This window comes from Acinetobacter sp. WU_MDCI_Abxd143 (genome assembly GCF_025514195.1).
In the GTDB taxonomy this organism is placed as follows: Bacteria; Pseudomonadota; Gammaproteobacteria; order Pseudomonadales; family Moraxellaceae; genus Acinetobacter; species Acinetobacter pittii_H.
Genome location: NZ_JAHPTH010000003.1, coordinates 321830 through 343924, shown reverse-complemented (window position 1 = coordinate 343924; position 22095 = coordinate 321830). Strand labels below are relative to the sequence as shown.

Sequence of the window (22095 nt, the reverse complement as noted above, 5' to 3'; positions counted from 1 at the left end):
TGAGTTGGAATTGAAACAATAGCTCTTTAGCGCATTCCCAATCCTGACAATATGCCTGTGTAACTCTTTACAGGAGGTGGGGCCCAATCACCAACTTTGCTGGTTTTTAAATTTAATTGAACTAACATTTCAGCTTGTTTAACGGCTGCTGTAACGCCGTCAATAACAATTAAACCCAACTCGTTTTGTAGCTTTAGACATAAATCACTCATACCTGCACAGCCTAAAACAATCGCATCGCTTTTATCTTCAGCGAGTGCTTTTTTGCACTCATCTCGTATGGTTCGATAAGCATCTGAGTCAGGAAGCTCCAACTCTTTAACTGCGATATCACATGCCCGAACATTTTTGCAAAATGGCGTAGCGCCATAGCGATGAGTCAAATGCCAGCTCATATTCACTGTGCGTTGTAATGTCGTGACTACACTAAAACCAGTACTTACATAACTTGCAGTTCGCATAGCTGCTTCGGCAATCCCAATCACAGGTGCTGAGGTCATTTCACGGGCAGCGTAAAGCGCAGGATCACCAAAACAGGCAATAACATAAGCATCTACACCTAGAAGTTCACCTTGGCGGATTTCCTCCAGCACCCCTACGGCACTTAGGGCTTCATCATAATAACTTTCAATCGTTGCAGGGCCCATTTGAGGACTCACTGCAATAATTTGAGTACCAGAACTCGCGACTACCTTTGCTGATGCAGCAATTTTGTCTGTCATACTTTGAGTAGTATTGGGATTAATAATTTTAATTTTCATTGTACTTTTGCCTTAGTCAGTGCCGATTTAGCATGGGCAAGCGGTTGATTAAGAAATCGGTAGATTACAAAACCAAATCCCATACCGATAAACCATGTGAAATTAGCCAGCCCAGACAGTTGTGGTAAAAGTACGCAGAGAATAGGAATTAATGAAGCTGGAATTAAGGCATAAAAAGCAGAGTGGTTATAACCATTTTTGTACCAATACAAGCCTTTGGTATCTAAGGTATATAAATCATCTACCACGATTTTTTGTTTTTTAACGAGGTAAAAATCGGCGAGCAATACACCAAAAAGTGGGCCGATAAATGCGCCTAAAATATCAATGGTGTAATGGATCACTTGAGGGTTATTAAACAAATTCCATGGGGTAATGAAAATTGAACCTACTGCTGCAATCATTCCACCCATGCGCCAGCTAATTTTGCTCGGTGAAACGTTGGAAAAATCAAAGGCAGGTGAAACAAAGTTAGCGACAATATTAATCCCGATGGTGGCAATCATTAAGGTCAAACTACCTAAAATGACTACAAATGTGTTATCCAGTTTACCGACCATCTCGACAGGGTCTGTAATGAGCTTGCCGTACACTGGAAGCGTTGCAGCAATACACACCACAGTAAGTAAAGAAAAGCCTAAGAAATTGATCGGTAGGCCAAGAAAGTTGCCCATTTTAATCGCGTTAAAGCTTTTACCATAACGAGAGAAGTCACCAAAGTTCAGCATCGGCCCTGAAAAATATGAGACAACAAGCGCAATAGCACCAATCATGACAGGTACAACCGCAAAGCCGTCGTATTGAACACCGCTCAAGTTTAAATCAATATTTTGCCAGCCAGCTTTCCAGATGAGCCATACTGCCATCGCAAACATTACAACGTAGACAGCCGGACCTGCCCAGTCAATAAATTTACGTATGCTGTCCATGCCAGACCAAAAAACAATTGCTTGCAGTAACCAAAGCAGCATAAAGCCAACCCATCCTAAATAGGAAAGCCCAAGAAAGCCGTAAGTTGAAACATCAGCATAGGCTGACCATTCTGGAAAGAACTTTAAAATGACCAATAAGAATGCACTTGAGGCCAAATAAGTTTGAATGCCATACCATGCGACGGCGATAAGACCCCGAATAACAGCAGGAATATTTGCACCAAGCACACCAAAGGTTGCGCGGCAAATAACAGGATAGGGCGTACCAGTTTGTTGGCTAGACTTGGCAATCAGGTTTGTAAAAAACTGAACTATGGCAATGCCGATGAGTAAAGAGAGAAGTACCTGCCAGCTATTGAGCCCAAGTGCAAAAAGACTTCCAGCCATGACATAACCGCCGACACTATGAACATCAGACATCCAGAAAGCAAAAATATTATAAGCGCCCCATGTTTGCTTTTTTAAAGGAGCTAAGTCTTGATTTGTCAGTTTTGCATCATAAGAAGGTTTAATTATTGCTTCGGTATTATTCATCTTGAACACTCACTTCCCTATGTTGGGCGGGCACGTTCTTCAGCAGCTTGAAATACTGTCTAAAAGAATGAAATTAAGATTGTGTACAATGTGATATTTAAATTGTGCACAATCTTAATTGAGCAAAAGTTATGCCAAATTTACGAAGTAGCGCTTATGAGTTATTTAAACTGGTATGGATTTTGGATATGCAGAGACAAATTTATAAAATGGGAAGTGCTTAATTTTTTATAAAAAGTAAATAAATTTAGCTGTATAAGTGGATCTTTAGAGATTTAATATTGAATTATTTGGTTCAGTATATTTGTTGTGAAAATGAGAGAAATATTTCCAAACGCTTAAGTTAAACTTACACTATTGTCATTAGATAAAGTTTTAAAAAGAGGGGGCATCAATAAAAATGGAGAAATCAATGCCATCGAATGCACCAAAAAAAGCCGTAGAAATGAGCAATGATGAAATTGATGACCATATATATAACGCTATTGTAGATGCTATTTTAAATCGACAACTTTCCCCTGGCGCACGTTTAGTTGAAGCACCTTTGTGTGAAGCATTCGGTGTAACGCGAGGAGTGTTAAGACGTGTTTTTGTCAAACTTGCACATGATAAGGTCATCGAAATTCAGCCCAATCGTGGAGCACTCATAGCAAAACATAGTGCTCATGAAACAAAAGAGGTCTTTGAAGCACGTAGCATGCTTGAAATCGCTACTGTAAAAAAGCTAGCTCAGAAGTCACATAGCTTAGATTTTAGTGAGCTTCGAGGTTTAGTCGATCAAGAGTCTCATGAGCGTTTAGCTGGCAATTGGGCCGAGTGGATTAAGCTATCAGGGCAATTTCATTTAAAGCTGATTGAAGCAAATCAAAATACGATAATGACCAGTTATTTGCAGACGCTTATTGCAAGGACTTCGTTATTAATTGGGTTATATGAAATTCCCAAACATAATAATTGTTCGGCAGATGAACATCGTGCAATTTTAAATGCCATTGAGCAAGGCGATGAAAAGCGAGCAACTCAATTGATGGAAGAGCACTTAGAACACTACGCGACGACATTTGTTGAAGAAGACAGCACAGCAACAGCAGAGCAAAATTTATTAAATTTATTTAAAAATAAGAAAATTGAAACCATTCAAACTAACTAAAAAATAATGGGCCATTTCCTATGGAAAAGGCCCAGATCGGTTATTTTATAGGAATGATTTGATGCGTTAAAAAATCAATAAATAGTTTTACTTTCTTCGATAAAATCTTACGGTTTGGCCATGTAACATATAAGTGAAGTGGCTGACTGGTGTAGTCCTCCAAACATTTCTGTAATTTACCTTCTTTGTAGTAAGGCTCTGCAATAAACTCTGGAAGAAAGACGATACCGTGATCTTTTAAACACATATCTAATAATAATTCACCATTATTACAGGTCATGACTGGGAAGCAATTAAAGGACACTTCTTTTTGATCTTTTTGGAAAATCAATTTCTTATGACGACTATCCTGATAATAAATCAGAAATTTATGTTCTTTAAGTTCTTCTAATGAGTCTGGTAATCCGTGCTGATTAAAATACTCAGGTGTCGCATATAGATAGCGCTGATAGGTATTTAATATTTTACTATTTGCTAAGTTTGGAGGAGAGCCATCTACGCGAATGGTTAAATCAAATTTATTATTATTCATATCTAGTAGTTGATCAGTCATGAATAAATCAATTTTGATGCTGGGATATTTCTCAATAAAGTCTGAAATGATATTTTGAAGAAAAATATTGCTAAAAGACATTGGTGTATTGAGCTTGAGTTCGCCTTCTGGGTACTGCTGATTATAGCTAATTTCGTAGGCAGCCCATTCAAACTCACTTAAAATGACTTTGCTATGCTGATAAAACTTTTCTCCACACGAGGTGAGGTTCATCTGTCTTGTGGTTCGGGTTAACAGTGTGGTTTTCAGGTCATTTTCGAGGTAGCAAACACGTTTGGCAACCAAGTCACGTGAGATGTCGAGTGCTCTGGCTGCGCTACTAAAATTCCCATGTTCTACGACACTTACAAAAGTGGAAATACAGTCTAATCGATCCATGGATAAGCAAAAGTTAAAAAAATATATATCAATGATTAAACTATAAAAATTAAAAAGCAATCATTGATTTTATTGTATTCATACAGCATACAGATTCGTGCTGATTTGCTGTCTATGCTTTTACATTTTTATCTGTTTTGATAATGACCAGTAAGCAATTTTAATGCATTACTCATAAGGAATAATGGAGTTTACCCATGAATAAGTCACTTTTAGAACAACTTTCACCAACAAATTGTCAGGTTATTTTTATTGATCATCAGCCACAAATGGCTTTTGGGGTACAGTCAATAGACCGCCAAGTATTAAAGAATAATACTGTAGGCTTAGCAAAAGCAGCTAAAACATTCAATATTCCTGTCACCATTACCACGGTTGAAACTGAAAGCTTTTCTGGCCATACCTATCCAGAACTTTTAGATGTATTTCCAGATGCTCCATTACTAGAACGTACTTCAATGAATTCATGGGATGACCAAAAAGTACGTGATTCGCTTGCAAAAAATAATCGTAAAAAAGTGATTGTTTCAGGTTTGTGGACTGAAGTGTGTAATAACACCTTTGCTTTTGGTGCCATGCTTGAAGGCGATTATGAAATTTATATGGTTGCAGATGCTTCTGGTGGTACATCAAAAGAAGCACATGATTATGCCATGCAGCGCATGATTCAAGCGGGTGTTGTTCCAGTAACTTGGCAACAAGTCTTACTCGAATGGCAACGTGATTGGGCACACCGTGATACGTATGATGCAGTTATGGCAATTGTACGCGAACATTCTGGTGCTTACGGTATGGGTGTGGACTATGCCTATACGATGGTACATAAGGCGCCTGAACGTACAACATCAAAACACGAAGTACTTGCACCAGTTCCTGCAAAATAAGAAATAGTTGAGTTAAGGGTATTTCGATATTTAAGTTGATTTATTCGATTTTTGACTATATTGGATAAGTGGAAAAGCCATCTGCAACTGTTCGAGGCAGGACAAAATCTGAAAAGATTGTAATTGAACGAGTTTTGCAGATGGCAATGGTTTTGGTTACTTTTCCCGAAAGAAAAGTAACAGAATTAACTCCTCTTATTGGATGTAAAACGGTCAGACTCCGTCGTGTAAAATCAAAAAGAATAATGAAATATATATGTTGCTATACCTTTATTTTTTAGAACGATAATTCACAAGAATGGAGTTCAGAATGACCGAAATAAACCTCATACTCATAAACGGTAAAATCACAACACTAGATCCTCAGAATCCCGAAGTACAAGCAATTGCGATTGCAGACGGTAAAGTCGTACGCACGGGTACAAATGAGGAGGTTATGAAACTCGCAATACCAACAAGCAAAGTCGTAGACTTAAATGGCCGTCGCGTTATACCAGGTCTAAATGACAGTCATCTGCATATTATTCGTGGTGGCCTAAATTACAATATGGAATTGCGCTGGGAAGGTGTACCATCCGTTGCAGATGCACTACGCTTACTTAAAGAGCAAGCAGATAATACTCCAGCTCCACAATGGGTCCGTGTAGTAGGCGGTTGGACTGAGTTCCAGTTTGCTGAAAAGCGTTTACCGACTTTAGAAGAAATTAATAAAGCTGCGCCAGATACTCCTGTCTTTGTTTTACATTTATATGCCAGTGCTTTGTTGAACCGGGCAGCGCTTGATGTATTAGGCTTTAATAAAGATACACCGGATCCGCCGGGTGGCAAGATTGTACGAGATGAAAAGGGTGAGCCAACAGGTCTATTGCTCGCTACGCCATCCGCTATGATTTTATATTCGACTTTAGGTAAGGCGCCGAAATTGCCAGTTGAAGATCAAGTCAATTCAACTCGTCATTTCATGCGTGAACTGAACCGATTAGGTATTACTTCAGCAATTGATGCTGGCGGTGGCGGTCAAAACTATCCTGAAGATTATGATGTGATTAAGCAATTGCACGATCAAAATCAAATGACGGTTCGAATTGCTTATAACCTATTTGCTCAGAAGGCAGGCCAAGAGCTTGATGATTATCGCCGCTGGACCGAAATGACATTTCCGGGCGATGGTGATGAGCTATTTAGAATGAATGGAGCTGGTGAGAACCTGACTTGGTCTGCGGGTGACTTCGAAGACTTCTATGAGCCACGTCCAGATTTACCAGAAAAAATGGAAGGTGAACTCGAAGCCATTGTAGAACACTTGGCTGAAAAGAAATGGCCATTCCGTATTCATGCAACCTATGATGAAAGTATTAATCGTTTGCTCAATGTATTTGAGCGCGTCAATTCAAAACAGCCATTTGCAACTCGATTTATTATTGACCATGCCGAAACTGTATCTGAGCGTAATATCGAACGTATAGGTGCGTTGGGTGGCGGTATCGCCATTCAACATCGTATGGCATATCAAGGTGAAATTTTCGTAAAACGCTATGGTGCCGAAGCTGCTCAGGCGACGCCACCAGTTAAGAAAATGTTAGAACTAGGTGTTCCTGTGGGTGCGGGGACAGATGCGACTCGTGTTGCATCCTATAACCCTTGGGTGTGTTTGTATTGGTTAAGTACTGGTAAAACAGTTGGTGGTTTGCCACTCTATGATGAAAAAAATCTATTAGACCGTCAGACAGCACTCAAACTCTGGACTAAAGGTTCGGCTTGGTTCTCAGGTGAAAAAGACGTTAAAGGTTCACTCACAGCAGGGGAACTTGCTGATCTAGTCGTATTGTCTGATGACTACTTCAAGGTTGAAGCAGAAGATATCCAGTGGATTGAGTCCGTACTCACTGTTTTAGGCGGAAAAGTGGTCTATGCAGGTGCAGAGTTTAAGCAAGATGATCCGCCGTTACCACCAGCATCTCCAACATGGTCGCCAGTAAAACGCTTTGGTGGTCAGTGGCGTTTATCCGAAAATCGTAATGCACCTTCGAATCAATCATTACAGTCACAAAGTGCATTGTGTGAATGTGCTAGCAGTTGTGGCATGCATGGACATAGCCACTCTTGGATGCTTGATGTTCCTGTAAATGATAAAGATAAAAAATCTTTCTGGGGTGCACTCGGGTGTTCTTGTTTTGCATTTTAAATAAAACAGTTTGGGAACCTGTCTGGTTAAATGGCTTGCTTCCCTAAGGTATGTACGATGAAAATGTACTTGTTATCTTTGGCTGTAGGGTTGCTCGTTGGTGTCTTATATTACGTCTTAAATGTTAAGTCACCAGCTCCACCTCTTGTTGCGTTAGTCGGATTATTAGGCATGGTAATAGGAGAGCAACTTCTTCCTTTTATCAAATCCTATTTTTAATCTGTTTCATTCAGAAAAAGCTAAATGGTTCCATGCCATTTAGCTTTTTATATTAATAAGTATCTTTAATTACTTTATACGACTGCCTTGTTCATCAATGATTACTTCGCCATCTTCTTTTGCAAAATAGCCTAAGTTTTGTGAATCTAAAATGTCGAGCACCACTTCAGAAGGGCGGCAAAGTCGTGTGCCTTTTGGTGTAACCACAAATGGGCGATTAATTAAAATTGGATATTGCACCATAAAATCAATTAACTGTTCGTCGGCCCAATGGGCTTGTTCCAACTCTAAATCTTTATATGGATCAACATTTTTACGGATTGCCTCACGTACAGTTAAGTTTGAATCCTTAATGAGTTGGATTAGTTCATCTTTACTTGGTGGTGTTTTTAAATATTCAATAACGAGAGGTTCAAGCCTGGCATGACGAATGAGTGCCAAAGTATTGCGTGACGTGCCACATGCAGGGTTATGGTAGATCTTCACTAATTCAGTCATGACAAATTTATCGATAAATTAAGATATTGCATTTATATATGGATATCCGTATATTTGCAATAACGAATATACTCTGTTGAAGATATGATCAATCAAGTCGATTTCTTTAAATGTCTATCTGACCAAACTCGGTTAAATATTCTTAAATTAGTTCTAAATAAACAAAATATTTGTGTTTGTGAGCTAACAGAACAGCTTGAGTTGAGCCAACCGAAAATCTCCAGGCACTTAGCCTTATTAAGAACTCATGGCGTATTACTGGATGAAAGAAAAGGCCAATGGGTCTATTACAGCTTAAATCCTGATTTACCTATCTGGGCTTTAGATATTTTAAAAGTGATCGGAAATGATGAGACTGGGACAAGAGTAAAACAACAGGATCAGCCTTTCATTACGACAACGTGCTGTGATTAATCTTCCTAGCTTTCCGTCTTTAAAATTCAGATTTTCTTAGCATAAGTGCATAAGTCATTTGTGTGTATTGAGCAAAATTAATCAATTCTTTCTTCGAGTAGAACATGACCAAACAAGGGCTTTCCTTTTTAGATCGGAACCTGACGCTATGGATTTTTATAGCAATGGCTTTAGGTTTAGCGATTGGAGTTTTCTTTCCTCAGGCATCTATGTCTTTAAATGAATTAAGTGTAGATAACGTTAATATTCCAATCGCAATCGGCTTAATTTTGATGATGTATCCGCCTTTAGCAAAGGTTGATTATGCTGCCTTACCAGAAGTATTTAAAGATAAGAAAACTTTAACTTTATCGCTGGTACAAAACTGGATTATTGCTCCAGTTTTAATGTTCATTCTTGCGATTGTTTTTTTGCATAACTATCCTGAGTATATGACGGGCCTTATTTTAATTGGCTTAGCACGTTGTATTGCAATGGTTTTGGTTTGGAATGGCTTAGCTTGTGGTGACAACCAATATGTTGCAGCTTTGGTCGCCTTTAATAGTATTTTTCAGATTTTATTTTTTAGCACCTATGCCTGGCTTTTCTTAACTTTCTTGCCGCCATATTTTGGTGTGGCAGGGCAAGTGATTGATGTCAATTTTTGGACCATCACACATGCTGTTTTGGTGTATTTGGGTATTCCATTTTTAATGGGTTTCTTGACTCGTGTAGTTTTAGTTAAATCAAAAGGCTTAGAGTGGTATCAAACCAAGTTTTTACCAAAAATCAGCCCGATTAGTTTAATTGCTTTACTTTTTACCATTGTCGCTATGTTTAGCTTAAAAGGTGGCGATGTGGTGAGTTTACCTTTAGATGTATTGCGTATTGCGATTCCTCTGACAATTTACTTTGTCGTAATGTTTTTTATCAGTTTCTTTATGAGTAAACGGATGGGGAATAATTATCCTCAAACAGCAGCAATTTCATTTACCGCAGCTGGAAACAACTTTGAGTTAGCTTTAGCCGTAGCTATTGCAACTTTTGGTTTGGCATCACCGGTTGCTTTTACTACAGTGATCGGGCCATTGGTTGAAGTACCAGTGTTGATCTCACTGGTTTCGGTTTCGCTTTGGTTAAAGAAAAAGTATTACTCTTGAAAACGTAGCAAAATTTGAACTATTTTTTGCTAAAAATGACTTTAAAAAAGTGTCTTTATATAGGCACTTTTTATTGCATAGCTTTTACACTTAGGTCATTGTAGGTAATAGTTTTTGCATGAGTTCAATGAAGTTTGACACTTTAGCTGAGTTTTCATTTTCTCTTGTAATCAAGTAAATAGGCGCATTTAGTTTTATTGAATCATCAAACTCGCGATAGACGATTTCATGGTCCCAAAAGTTATGCATTGAAGCGGGCACAATTGTTATACCAATTCCAGCAGCGACTAAATTTAATGTTGCAGTAGGTCGAGGTGCTTCTTGAATAATGCGTGGACTAAAACCTGCCTGATAGCAGCTATATAAAATATTGTCATATAAACCTTGTCCTGAAGAACGACGGTATAAAACAAAATTCTCCTCTGACAAATCACTTAAACTAATTTTGTCTTTTTGTGTAAGTGGATGTCCTATAGGTAATGCCACTACCATTGACTCATCTAATATATGAAGATGTTTTAACCCAATATCACGGCTGATCGGTGCTCTTAGAAAAGCAATATCTAACTTTTCCGAAATTAACCAGTCCAGTTGTTTTTGACTGCCTGCTTCTTCAAGTTTGGTTTGTACTGCAGGATATATTTCACGATATGAACGTAATACGAGTGAAATGAGGGGGTGTAAGCCTGCTGAACTTGTAAAACCAATATTGAGCTGTCCAGTTTTACCTTGGCTAACGTCTTGGACTAATTTAGGAATATGTCGAGCATGCTCTAATAAAATTTGTGCTTCTTTAAATAAGGCTAAGCCCGCTTCAGTAGGTTCAATGCCACGCGGTTGCCTCACAATCAACTGTGTACCGAGTTCTTGTTCTAGTTTTTTGAGTAAACGCGTTAAAGGCGGCTGCTGAATAAATAATCGGTTTGCCGCATGTGTGATATTCCGTTCTTCTACTACTACCACAAAGGCATGAAGCTTATGTAAATCTAGCATAGGAATACCTTTAGGGTATGGTTAGTGAAAATAAAAGCATTTGTAGATATATCATAAAAGTAGCATTCTATGCTGGTCAGATAAAGTGAAAAGTAATGAAAATGAACCATGTTGAGATTGCCGTGCAGAAGGAGAGTGTACCGACCTGCACAGAGTTATTTTTAGGTTTTTTAACATTAGGTTTAATTGGATTTGGTGGTGTGTTGCCTTTGGCCCGTAAAGTTGTTGTAGAGCAAAGACAGTGGCTAAGTCCTGAAAAATTCACTGAGTTACTGGGTCTGTGTCAATTTTTACCGGGCGGCAATATCATTAATTTATCGGTTGCGATTGGCATGGAGTTTCGCGGTGTCCGTGGTGCAGTAAGCTCTCTGATTGGTTTAATCTTTGCTCCAACAGTCATTGTTGTACTTTTACATTATGTCTATGAGCAGTTCCAAGATAACTTGATGGTTAAGCACCTTTTCGAAGGTTTAGCAGCAGCAGCAGCAGGGCTTCTGGTTGCAACAGGTTTGAAAATGCTTAAGCCCTTATTACGTAATCCATTAGCAATGTGTGTTGTAGTGGCGGCAATTGTCAGTATTGCTTTTCTAAAAATCTCCTTGCTTTTGACCATGCTAATTTTGTTGGCTCTTTATTCAACTATTATTTGGAGACGTGTGTAATGGGCGCAGTTCTACTTACTTTAGCGATCATTTTTACTCAGTTGTCTCTTATCGCATTTGGTGGCGGAAATACGATTTTGCCTGAAATGCAACGCCAAGTGGTTGATATTCACCATTGGATGACAGCACAAGAATTTAGTGCTCTGTTTGCTATGGCTCAAGCTGCACCTGGTCCGAACATGATGATTGTACCTTTGGTGGGATGGCATGTAGCAGGGTTGTCAGGTCTACTCGTGACCTCTACAGCTAAATTTTTACCTTCGTCGATTATTACTGTGTTTGTAATGAGAGGCTGGTCAAAATTTAAAGATAAAAAATGGCGCCGTGTTTTACAGCTTGCTTTACAACCTGTCACTGTTGGAACGGTGCTTGCCAGTGCTTGGATTATCTCTGAGGCAGCGGCAATAAATACTTTACTCATTATTATGGTAGTCATTGCAACTTTATTATCTTTAATTAAAAAAGTTCATCCCTTGCATGTTTTGATTGCTGGGGCTGTATTTGGTGTGGTCTTACTCTAGTTTAACCAGTTTGCCGACCTGCGCTGGATGAGTTCAGGTCGGCTTTTTTTAATTGCGGAAATAATAAAATCTAAAAAACCGATCAAATTTATAAAAACATACTGTTTTACCTATTCTGTGTTTTCACGTACTATGCATCTATTGAAAGAATTTGGATGTATTGGAGTAAAAAACAGATGTTAGATCAAAACATTAAAACTCAATTAAAAGCTTACTTAGAACGTCTAGAAGGTCCAATCGAATTAGTTGCTGCTTTAGATGAATCAGATAAAGCAGCTCAAATTAAAGAGCTGGTAAGTGAAATCGCCGAGCTTTCTGACAAGGTAACTGCCCGTTTTGATGGCAACAATACACGCCGTCCAAGCTTTGGTGTGGCTAAAGCAGGTGAACAGCCTCGTGTGTTCTTTGCAGGCTTACCAATGGGCCATGAGTTTACGTCTTTGATCTTGGCACTGTTACAGGTCTCTGGTTATGCACCTAAAGTGTCGGATGAAGTACTTAACCAGATTAAAGGCTTAAACCTCAAAGCAAACTTTGATGTATTCGTATCGCTAAGCTGTCATAACTGTCCGGACGTGGTACAGGCGCTTAACCTGATTGCGATTTATAACCCGAACACCACGGCAACCATGATTGATGGTTCATTCTTCCAAGATGAAGTGGAACAACGCAAAATCATGGCTGTGCCAATGGTATTCCAAGACAACGAACACATTGGCCAAGGTCGTATGACCCTTGAAGAGATTGTAGCGAAACTTGATACCAACTCGGCTGAAAAAGATGCAGCAGCACTCAATGCCAAAGATGCATTTGATGTATTGGTGATTGGTGGTGGTCCTGCAGGTGCAACGGCTGCGATCTATGCGGCACGTAAAGGCATTAACACAGGTATCGTGGCGGAACGCTTTGGTGGTCAGGTCATGGATACCATGGACATTGAAAACTTCACGTCTGTACAAAAGACTCAAGGTCCTAAGTTTGCTGCCGAGATGGAAGCACATGTTCGTGAATATGATGTCGATATCATGAACCTGCAACGTGTCAGCAAAATCACAGGTGCCAACCAAACTGAAAATGGCTTGGTTGAAGTTGAACTTGAAAACGGTGCGAAACTTGAATCGAAAACTGTGATCCTTTCAACAGGTGCACGTTGGAGAGAAATGAATGTACCGGGTGAGCAAGAATACCGTACTCGTGGTGTCGCATACTGCCCACACTGTGATGGTCCATTGTTCAAAGGCAAACGTGTTGCGGTGATTGGCGGCGGTAACTCAGGTGTTGAAGCTGCGATTGACCTTGCAGGTATTGTTGAACATGTAACTCTGGTTGAATTCGATACCAAACTTCGTGCTGACCAAGTCTTGCAAAACAAATTGCATAGCTTGCCAAACACCACTGTGATTATGAATGCCTTAAGTACAGAAGTGTTAGGCGATGGTTCACAAGTGACCGGTCTTAAATATAAAGACCGTGCGACTGATGAAGAGCATGTGGTAGAGCTTGCAGGGATCTTTGTACAGATTGGTTTACTGCCAAACACTGACTTCCTGAAAGACAGTGAAGTTGAGTTAACCAACCGTGGCGAGATCATTGTCAATGACCGCAACGAAACCAATGTTCAAGGTGTGTTTGCTGCGGGTGACTGTACGACTGTACCTTACAAGCAAATCATTATTGCTACAGGTGAAGGCGCTAAAGCATCACTCTCTGCGTTTGATTACATCATCCGTTCTGGGCAATAAAATTTAATCCCAAAACGAAAGAGCCAAAGGATATCCTTTGGTTCTTTTTTCTTTTTATGGTTTATATAAACCGTGTTCGACTAAATGTTCACGTAAAATACGACGTAACTCTAATACAGCTTGTGGTGTAAGCTGGATGGAATGACCACCTGGAAGAACTTTCTCAGACTTTGCTCCGTCTAAGTGAGCACTCTTATACGGAACGATGCCATCGGTAATCACATTAGGATCATCACTCTTGGTGATGTTACCCATAATAGAGTGGAAAACTAATCCTTGATGTGGATTAATATCTTTTGTGAGTTCCATAAATTTAGATTGATGACTTAGATCGCTCGGTCCATTTTGAATCAAACCATTATCAATATTACTCAAGAAATCTTTAACATCTAAATTTTCAGTTGTCAGTGAAGTCGCTACAGCCGACAAAAATGCACCGGGTAAACGAATAATTTTACGTGCTGCCAAGGTAAACCAACGATCTGCATAATCTGTACCTCGATGAGGAGAAGCCAAGAAAATTGCACGATCAAAATTATTGATTGAATGCATTTGCAATCGTTCAGTAACCATTGGATGTTTTTTAAAGCGGTTCTGCTGACGAATCGTCATCAACTCTAAGGCAGGTTTAGTAATATCTCCATCACTGACCAGTAAACGGCTGATAATACCTCCCATACTATGTCCAACAAGGACCGCATCATGCGCGGCAGGGTCACTTGGGTTTAATGAACCAAAAGCTTGTTTCAAGAGTGCATAAATCTGAAAACGACTTTCCAAAATTGGCATGTTGGTCGAATAGAAAACTTGCCAAACTTGGTAATTGTCTCTTAAAACCGTATCGCCCATAACATCATTGGTCAGTGCAATCCATGCCTCGGGGCTGCTTGCCAAGCCATGGACTAACACAATAATTTTCTTATTTGGATTGTACGGTTCAAGCATGTAGAGATGTGGCATAGTTAAATGCTGATCGCGATCAATCAGAGTTAAATAGGCTGCAACCCCCAAATTGTTTTCGGCTAACCATAGGCCATAAGGTGCTGAAAAGTTAGCTGCTAGAGGATATTGCTTACCCGCTACATTAATATTATCTGTTCGATATGGATCATAAACTCGGATTATGAATTCAGGATTATTAATAATTTCTTCAACAGTACTTGCGTGTTTGGGTTCAGCTACAATAGTTGCAGCTAAGTAGCGTGCATGATGAATATTTGGGTTCACACCATTTTTATAATTGTACTTAAGTGGATCTAAAATATATTCATTAATATCTTCATTTCCTGAACTCGGAAAAACAGCCACAAATTCTGAGCCAAAACCATCGCGGCGGTTAATGGTTCTTAAGCCAGAAAAATTTAAGTTATAACTTGAAATTAGTTTTTCTAATTTTTGACCTGATAACTGTCTATGAAATTCAAAGTCAATTGAGTAAACACTTTTACCAATGTGAATTTGTGGTTCAACCACATTTTTCTTGGGGTGTCTTAAATCATAAACACTGACCATTTTGGCGATCGCTTGATTATAGAAATCGCGAATTTGAACCTGTCTATTATCAAAAATACGGTCATTAGGCTGACGTTTCGTTGAAAATAGATACGCATAGCTATAACGAATACTTTTATCTAATAGACTCAATTGCTGGTCTAAGCAATCATCATATCTATTCAGAATATTCTTTTGTTCTTCTTCAGATTTATGTTTAGTAAATCTACTTACTTTACAGTCAGACGTATCTGATAAAGCCATCGCTTTTGCGAGATACATCTCGCTTGCTGCTGATAAGAACTGTTCATCTAAAATTTGAGGAAGGTTTTTGAGTTGATTTACACAGGTCTCAGGGGTGTCTGTACAAACTTTAGCTTCCTGACCAGACATAGATAGAACATTCAGGCTTGCTTCGCTGAGTTTATCTTGCGTGAGAATACTATTACGTTCATTTGCAATCGTTACATTCAAAGCTTGCTGCTTAACATTTACGACCTGACAACCACTCAGAATTGAACCGAGTAGCATGACCGTCACCAGTGTTTTGCTTATTTTTATTGAAAACATTAGGGTCAAAATATAGTGGCTCAATGGTAGGTAGATCATACAAATTTTAAAGTAATTTTCAAATGATCAAATATAAAAAAGGGCTGTCAAAACAGCCCTTTTTAAATCATTAAACTTACTTTTTAGATGTTTCAGTAGGAGTAGCAGGAGACATAGCTGGGTTAGTCAAAACTTGCCATACATTCCAACGACCTTGTTTTTCAATTTCTTGAATTAAACGATCAGCAACTTCCGCTTCATCTGGATATTTAACTTTATAATTCTTCAGCGTCTGAATCGCATTTTTCTTTTGCTCCATCGCAATATAGTTATTTGCTGCAGCTAGATATGCTTCTTGAACATTACCTTTAATGGCTTTGTCTAAATATGGAATGGCTTCACGTTGGCCGCCACCTTCAGATAAACCAAAACCAAACCAGAAATTTGTTTCCGCATCATCTGGATTAATTTTTAAAAGTCTTTGAGCATATTCTAAAGATTTAGTGGTATGAACAGTACCTAAATCAAGGTTACGTGCAAGAACACTTGCTTTAAAAGCACGAAGTAGAATATCAAATGATGCATTTTCATTTGCAGCAAGTGTATCGAGTTGCTGTGTTACTTCTTTCAGTTTACTTTCAAAGCCTTTACGTTCTTGGCGGTCAGTAAAGCGAGGCGGGTAGTGACGTGCTTTACCTTCTACTAACTGTAAGAAGTCATCAATAGATGTTACGTCAATTTCATTCTCACCCGCTAAAACTGCGTATTTCATTGAACGTTGTGAATTATTTACAGTCGGAACAATGAGTTTGTTGACGTCGAGTGTAAGCTGTTTGGTCGGATCATCTTGACGATTTACCACCATTTTCGTTACAGGCTGTGCAGCAGCATCTTTTAATGCAACTTCAAATGCCGGTGGCTGATCATAGTTAAAAGGATTAAGTGCATAAAAAGGAGGAGTAAGCTCTGGTTCCTTGAAAACAAAAGGCTCAATTTTTTGTTCTTTTACTGGGGCCATTGTACAAGCGGTTAAACTTGAGGTCGCAAGGATAATATATGCCAAAGGCTTAAAATTCATAGGATCTTCCGTTCATTTTAGTAAAGTCAGATTTGGTACAGGTAAGTCTAGGAAAAGCTAAACAGACATGCAAGGGTAAGCGTGTTACATTATGAATCAAGAATATTACGTTTTTGATGTCTTATCTTGCGCACCGCATTCACGACGAACTTCTTCAATAATTTTCAATTCTTCATCACTAAAAGGCTGTTCATCCTGACTTTCTTTTTTGAAACTTGGATCTAGCTCTGATAAACGTTGGCATAAATTATTCATACGAGTTTCATTATGCTGAATACGATCAAGTAAAACGCGCATACCTTCTAAAATTGGGTCTGACTGATCAGCAGTTGTCGCGTAGGGAGCGAAACCAATACTTTGTGCATAATCACGGCGACGTTCTTCATCTTTATTCTTGTCGGGGGTATCTTTATAAATATAGCGAGCAGGGTTTCCTACAGCGGTCACGCCAGCAGGAACAGCTTTAGTCACCACAGCATTTGAACCGACTTTAGCGCCTTTGCCTATGGTAAATGGTCCTAAAATTTTTGCACCCGCACCAACAACAACGCCATCTTCTAAAGTTGGATGTCGCTTACCTTTATTCCATGTTGTGCCACCTAGGGTAACACCATGATAAAGTGTAACATCATCACCAATTTCAGCAGTTTCACCAATCACAACACCCATACCGTGATCAATAAAAAAACGTTTACCGATTTTGGCGCCAGGATGAATTTCGATGCCTGTTGCAAAACGGCTAAATGAAGAAAGAAGACGAGCAGCCCCTTTACAATCTTTTTGCCATAATTCATGTGCGACACGATGCATCATAATTGCATGGATGCCAGGGTAGGTGGTAAGAACTTCAAGTGTATTGCGTGCAGCAGGATCTCGCGCAAATACAGCCTTTATATCTTCTTTAAGCTGTTTAAGCATTGGGTTGATCCTCCTTGTCAGATAATGCTTTTTTCCATTTACCACTTGTTAGGGCTTGTACACGACTAAAAATACCCCGAAGTAAATGATATTCCATACGATCTAATTGTATACGACCAAATAAACGACGCAAGCGTAAAGGTAATAAACGTGGATTGTCTGGATCTAAAAATTCAATTTCAGTCAGCATTTTTTCTAGATGAGGATAAAACTCTTCCATTTGTTGCTGAGTAACCAAAGGCTCATCCCACTGCATGCTTTGACCTTGGACTAATGGCATTTCTTCTGCATCTTGGTCCACGTTTTGTTGCTCTAGAGCAGACATGCGAAGTTCGTAACATACGACTTGAATTGCTTGCGCAACATTTAATACGCCATAGTCCGGATTTACAGGAATTGTTAAATGATAATTGGCCAGTGCTAATTCTTCGTTTGTTAAACCACGATCTTCACGGCCAAAAACAATCGCAATTTGTTGTCCTTGAGTGGTGGCTTTAATGGCTTCTTTAGCTGCAGGTCGTACATCAAGTAGAGGCCAAGGAATGGTGCGGCTACGTGCACTTGTTCCAAACACTAAATGGCAATCTTTAATGGCATCTTCTAAAGTATCTACAATCTCAAGATGTTCAAATAAATCTTGAGCACCAGCAGCGAGCGCTTGTATATCTGGATGCGGATATGTTTTTGGAGCAACCAGAACTAATTTAATTAGTCCCATTGTTTTCATTGCACGTAAAGCGCTGCCAATATTAGCAGGCAAAGTGGTATTTACCATGACAATACGCACTTGTGCTAACTGTTTTGACACAGTGGTGTGATCAAACGAACTCATAAGATTTCCAGAAATTACGAATATTGAGAAACTTCGCTTTGGTATAAATCCAATGCATCGTCCATGGACATGCCTGAAGGAGGAGAGGCAACAGTTTGCGGACGGACAGGTTCTGCTGCTTTAGCTGCTTTCGACTTTACTTGATATTCAATGTAAATATTATCTTTTCCAAAATAATCTCTGAGTTTAGCAAGTAATTCATCTAGAGGAGCGACTTTCCATTGCGGACCAAGTTGAAGCTCTGCTTGAGCATAAGGTTGATCAATCAGGAGTTGTAAGGTGATATGTTGATGCATATCTACATTGCAAAATGGCAAGATGATATTTTGTAGATCTTTTGCCAAAGTAGCTTGCATAAACTCTTCTGTTAATTTGATCTGAATACTGTTAGCACGTTTTTGTCGTATTTCATTTAAAGTAAAAGCCTTGGTTAAACGGCCCATTGGACGTTCAAAGCCTTCTCTTTCATAAATTTCGCCTTCAAAGACGACAACACGTTCAACTTGGATAATATCTTTAAAACGTTGGAAACGTTCGTGGTTGCAACTGACTTCAATACGAGCTGTACCGTCATCTAGTACGATAACTACGCGATTTGGGAAGTTTGCCACGTCAATCACTAAACCTGCATACACCGTTGTAACGCCACGACGTGTAGCCGTAATTTCATTAAGTTTTACAGGAATAAAAGCTTTAAGTTCTTGTCGGTAAACATCAATTGGATGGCCCGTTAAATATAACCCAAGCGTATCTTTTTCGCCTTTTAGACGAACTTCATCGCTCCACGGTTTAACGGGTTTAGCTGGCTTACGCTGAACTTCTTCAACCTCACCAAATAAATCCATAATACCGCTTTCACGGTTACTGCGCGCTTGTTCGGCAGCTTGAACAGCTTCAGGCAATTGCGCCATTAAGCTTGCGCGTTCAATTCCTAAGCAATCGAGTGCACCTGCACGAATTAAAGCTTCAAGAGTACGCTTATTGATTTTCTTCAAATCAATACGATGGCAAAAATCGAATAGATCTGTATAAGGGCCAAACTGTCGACGAGAGTCAATCACTGACTGCATCGCTTGCTCGCCAACCCCTTTAATCGCACCTAAACCATAAACAATCGTTTTATCATCGCTCGCATGGAAATGATAGGTCGACATATTGACAGATGGTGGTAAAACTTCTAGGCCATTATTTCGGCAGTCATCAATCAAAAATACAACACTGTCGGTGTTCTGCATTTCTGATGACATTACTGCTGCCATAAACTCAGCAGGATAATGAGCTTTTAACCATGCAGTATGGTAGGCAACGAGGGCATAAGCAGCGGCGTGAGATTTGTTGAAACCATAGCCTGCGAACTTTTCCATATAGTCAAAGATATGGTTGGCTGTACTTTCGTCAATCCCTTTTTCAGCAGCACCTGCTAAGAAAATTTGACGCTGCTTAACCATCTCCTCAGGTTTCTTTTTACCCATTGCACGACGTAGTAAGTCAGCGCCACCGAGCGTATAACCCGCACAGATTTGTGCTGTCTGCATTACCTGTTCTTGGTAAACCATAATCCCGTAAGTTGGTTCTAATACACCTTCAAGAAGGGGGTGAAGATATTCAAAATCCCCACCATGCATACGGTGAATAAAGTCAGGAATAAGATCCATTGGACCAGGACGGTACAATGATACGAACGCAATAATCTCTTCAAATTTACTTGGACGTGCTTCTTTAAGCATTCGTTTCATGCCGACGGATTCAAACTGGAATACCGCGGTTGTATTTGCATCGGCAAAGACAGAATATGCTTTAGCATCATCAAGTGGAACATGCGAAATAATGAGTGGATCATTACTATCGCGGTTTTTATTAATATTTTGAATTGCGTCTTCAATAACGGTTAAGTTACGTAAACCTAAAAAGTCGAATTTGACGAGACCAGCTGCTTCTACATCGTCTTTATCGTATTGAGCAACACGGCTGGTTCCGTCTTCATCACAAAGTACAGCCGAGAAATCGGTAATCTTACCTGGTGCAATGACAACACCACCAGCATGTTTACCGGTATTTCGAGTAATACCTTCTAATTTTAATGCCATTTCCCAGATTTCACTGGCATCATCATTATCTGGATTAGATGGATTGGTAACAATATCTTTAAGCTGAGGTTCCATCTCAATAGCAGTGGCTAAGTCCACACCGAGCGGTTTAGTAGGCACCATTTTTGAGATACGGTCAGCTAAACCGTAAGATTTACCTAATACACGGGCAACGTCACGAATTGCACCTTTTGCCGCCATCGTACCGAAAGTTGCAATTTGCGACACGGCTTCACGGCCATAAGTACGGGAAACATAATCAATGACACGGTCACGTCCGGCAATACAGAAGTCGACATCAAAGTCGGGCATCGAAACACGTTCTGGGTTTAAGAAACGTTCGAAAAGTAGATCGTAACGAAGAGGATCAAGATCGGTAATTTTTAAGCTATATGCAACGAGTGAACCCGCACCTGAACCACGACCAGGTCCGACAGGAACGCCATTATTTTTTGCCCACTGGATGAAGTCCATGACGATAAGGAAGTAACCCGGGAATCCCATTTTGAGGATAATGCCGACTTCGTAATCAATTCGTTCATCGTAAGGTTTACGAATCTCAGGCCAGTCTTCGCCACGTTTTTCGACAGGGTAGAGATAATTTAAACGTTCTTCTAGACCTACTTTTGACAAATGCTCAAAGTAAGTGTCGATGGTAAAGCCATCTGGAATTGGATAGTCAGGTAAAAAGTAGGTGCCTAGTTGTAGGCTAACATTACAGCGTTTTGCAATGTTATAGGTGTTTTCGATAGCACTTGGGATATCTGAAAACAAATCGATCATTTCATCGGAGGTTTTAAAGTGTTGCTCAGGACTATATAAGCGTGGACGACGGTCATCTGCTAATACATAGCCATCAGCAATACAAACACGGGCTTCGTGTGCTTCAAAATCTTCTTTTTCTACAAAGTGCACATCATTATGCGCAACTACACCGACATTATATTGAGCAGCAAGTTTAGCGGCTTCTTGAATAAAATCTTCTTCACCAGGACGGTCAGTACGTGTTAAAGCAAGATAAACACGGTTACCAAATTTTTCGATCCATGCTTCTAAAAGAGGAGCTGCTTTTTGAGGGTTAGATGAGCAAAGCATCTGACCCACATCACTATGCTGGCCAAGTAAAACGATAATATCTTGATGCTGTTCAAGTACCCATTCTTTTTTTACACATGGAATACTAAGTTGTTGACCTTCAATAAAACCGCGTGAAACGATTTCGGTTAGACTTTTCCAGCCTACATTACTCATTGCAAGTAAAGTTGCACGATGTTGTGCATCATCAAGGCGAATTGTGCTACCTAAAAGCGGTTTAATTCCTTTTTTTAAACAAGAATTATAAAATTTTACTGCTGCATGGAGGTTTGATAGATCGGTTAATGCCAGCGCAGGCATTTGGCCTTTAACCGCAGCGTTGACCAAGTCAGGTATGCGAACTATCGACTCTGTAATCGAAAATTCTGTATAAATACCGAGATGAACAAACTGCATAAACCAATCCTTAATACGACTGCAGCATAGTTTAGCACGCAAAGTTAAAACGAAATGCTTAATATTTTGGCAAACTGTTAAGGA

At 39.5% G+C, this 22095-nt stretch carries 19 protein-coding genes; 9 read left to right on the top strand and 10 right to left on the bottom strand.

All coding sequences use genetic code 11. The features are described from left to right. Window positions 1-26 precede the first annotated feature (26 nt). Both KTI79_RS09675 and KTI79_RS09670 read right to left on the bottom strand, forming a co-directional pair. Window positions 27-761, bottom strand: a complete 735-nt coding sequence (locus tag KTI79_RS09675; protein WP_032053697.1) for an aspartate/glutamate racemase family protein — start codon at window positions 759-761, stop codon at window positions 27-29. Then, the gene (locus KTI79_RS09670; RefSeq protein ID WP_032053698.1) at window positions 758-2227 is read right to left on the bottom strand and encodes an NCS1 family nucleobase:cation symporter-1; all 1470 of its coding nucleotides are present in this window, start codon (window positions 2225-2227) and stop codon (window positions 758-760) included. Before KTI79_RS09670 ends, KTI79_RS09675 begins: the two co-directional genes overlap by 4 nt. Before the next feature lie 400 nt (window positions 2228-2627). Between KTI79_RS09670 and KTI79_RS09665 the strand changes: the two genes are divergently transcribed. After that, window positions 2628-3377, top strand: a complete 750-nt coding sequence (locus KTI79_RS09665) for a GntR family transcriptional regulator (protein WP_079284152.1) — start codon at window positions 2628-2630, stop codon at window positions 3375-3377. A 40-nt stretch (window positions 3378-3417) separates the two neighbouring features. Here KTI79_RS09665 and KTI79_RS09660 read toward each other — a convergent pair whose 3' ends face one another. Further along, window positions 3418-4308, bottom strand: a complete 891-nt coding sequence (locus KTI79_RS09660) for a LysR family transcriptional regulator (protein ID WP_005304435.1) — start codon at window positions 4306-4308, stop codon at window positions 3418-3420. A gap of 197 nt (window positions 4309-4505) precedes the next feature. Here KTI79_RS09660 and KTI79_RS09655 point away from each other — a divergent pair, with 197 nt between their 5' ends. The 3 genes from KTI79_RS09655 (at window position 4506) to KTI79_RS09645 (ending at window position 7596) form a co-directional block, all read left to right on the top strand. Beyond that, the gene (locus KTI79_RS09655) at window positions 4506-5192 is read left to right on the top strand and encodes a hydrolase (RefSeq protein ID WP_001043290.1); all 687 of its coding nucleotides are present in this window, start codon (window positions 4506-4508) and stop codon (window positions 5190-5192) included. 310 nt (window positions 5193-5502) lie between these two features. Beyond that, window positions 5503-7377 (top strand): amidohydrolase, encoded by a 1875-nt coding sequence (locus tag KTI79_RS09650; protein ID WP_032053701.1) that lies wholly within the window; start codon window positions 5503-5505, stop codon window positions 7375-7377. A gap of 57 nt (window positions 7378-7434) precedes the next feature. Then, window positions 7435-7596: a DUF1427 family protein gene (locus tag KTI79_RS09645; RefSeq protein ID WP_000784879.1), complete on the top strand. Its 162-nt coding sequence runs from the start codon at window positions 7435-7437 to the stop codon at window positions 7594-7596. Between the two features lie 69 nt (window positions 7597-7665). On the opposite strand, the gene arsC is transcribed toward KTI79_RS09645, so the two are convergent. Then, window positions 7666-8094 (bottom strand): arsenate reductase (glutaredoxin), encoded by a 429-nt coding sequence (gene arsC, locus KTI79_RS09640; RefSeq protein WP_032053703.1) that lies wholly within the window; start codon window positions 8092-8094, stop codon window positions 7666-7668. Between the two features lie 84 nt (window positions 8095-8178). Here arsC and KTI79_RS09635 point away from each other — a divergent pair, with 84 nt between their 5' ends. Together KTI79_RS09635 and arsB are read left to right on the top strand one after the other, a co-directional pair. After that, complete coding sequence (locus tag KTI79_RS09635) at window positions 8179-8508, top strand: ArsR/SmtB family transcription factor (protein ID WP_000610145.1); 330 nt, start codon at window positions 8179-8181, stop codon at window positions 8506-8508. A 104-nt stretch (window positions 8509-8612) separates the two neighbouring features. Beyond that, window positions 8613-9647, top strand: coding sequence for an ACR3 family arsenite efflux transporter (gene arsB / locus KTI79_RS09630; protein WP_032053704.1), 1035 nt, complete (start codon window positions 8613-8615; stop codon window positions 9645-9647). 90 nt (window positions 9648-9737) lie between these two features. Here the strand turns inward: arsB and KTI79_RS09625 are convergent, their stop codons facing one another. Then, window positions 9738-10640, bottom strand: a complete 903-nt coding sequence (locus tag KTI79_RS09625; RefSeq protein ID WP_032053705.1) for a LysR family transcriptional regulator — start codon at window positions 10638-10640, stop codon at window positions 9738-9740. Between the two features lie 101 nt (window positions 10641-10741). Here KTI79_RS09625 and KTI79_RS09620 point away from each other — a divergent pair, with 101 nt between their 5' ends. The 3 genes from KTI79_RS09620 (at window position 10742) to ahpF (ending at window position 13565) form a co-directional block, all read left to right on the top strand. Further along, the gene (locus tag KTI79_RS09620; protein ID WP_032053706.1) at window positions 10742-11302 is read left to right on the top strand and encodes a chromate transporter; all 561 of its coding nucleotides are present in this window, start codon (window positions 10742-10744) and stop codon (window positions 11300-11302) included. Continuing rightward, on the top strand, window positions 11302-11823 hold the full coding sequence (locus KTI79_RS09615) for a chromate transporter (RefSeq protein ID WP_002114296.1): 522 nt from the start codon (window positions 11302-11304) through the stop codon (window positions 11821-11823). Before KTI79_RS09620 ends, KTI79_RS09615 begins: the two co-directional genes overlap by 1 nt. 176 nt (window positions 11824-11999) lie before the next feature. Beyond that, window positions 12000-13565: an alkyl hydroperoxide reductase subunit F gene (gene ahpF / locus KTI79_RS09610; RefSeq protein WP_032053707.1), complete on the top strand. Its 1566-nt coding sequence runs from the start codon at window positions 12000-12002 to the stop codon at window positions 13563-13565. A 54-nt stretch (window positions 13566-13619) separates the two neighbouring features. On the opposite strand, the gene KTI79_RS09605 is transcribed toward ahpF, so the two are convergent. The 5 genes from KTI79_RS09605 to dnaE form a co-directional block, all read right to left on the bottom strand. Continuing rightward, complete coding sequence (locus tag KTI79_RS09605; RefSeq protein WP_086376336.1) at window positions 13620-15626, bottom strand: esterase/lipase family protein; 2007 nt, start codon at window positions 15624-15626, stop codon at window positions 13620-13622. 115 nt (window positions 15627-15741) lie between these two features. Beyond that, window positions 15742-16683, bottom strand: coding sequence for an ABUW_2363 family tetratricopeptide repeat lipoprotein (locus tag KTI79_RS09600; protein WP_032053709.1), 942 nt, complete (start codon window positions 16681-16683; stop codon window positions 15742-15744). A 105-nt stretch (window positions 16684-16788) separates the two neighbouring features. Continuing rightward, window positions 16789-17601, bottom strand: a complete 813-nt coding sequence (gene cysE / locus KTI79_RS09595; RefSeq protein ID WP_017399897.1) for a serine O-acetyltransferase — start codon at window positions 17599-17601, stop codon at window positions 16789-16791. After that, window positions 17594-18433, bottom strand: coding sequence for an RNA methyltransferase (locus tag KTI79_RS09590; protein ID WP_016145007.1), 840 nt, complete (start codon window positions 18431-18433; stop codon window positions 17594-17596). Before KTI79_RS09590 ends, cysE begins: the two co-directional genes overlap by 8 nt. Window positions 18434-18447: 14 nt before the next feature. Then, the gene (gene dnaE, locus KTI79_RS09585; protein ID WP_032053711.1) at window positions 18448-22011 is read right to left on the bottom strand and encodes a DNA polymerase III subunit alpha; all 3564 of its coding nucleotides are present in this window, start codon (window positions 22009-22011) and stop codon (window positions 18448-18450) included. Window positions 22012-22095 lie beyond the last annotated feature (84 nt).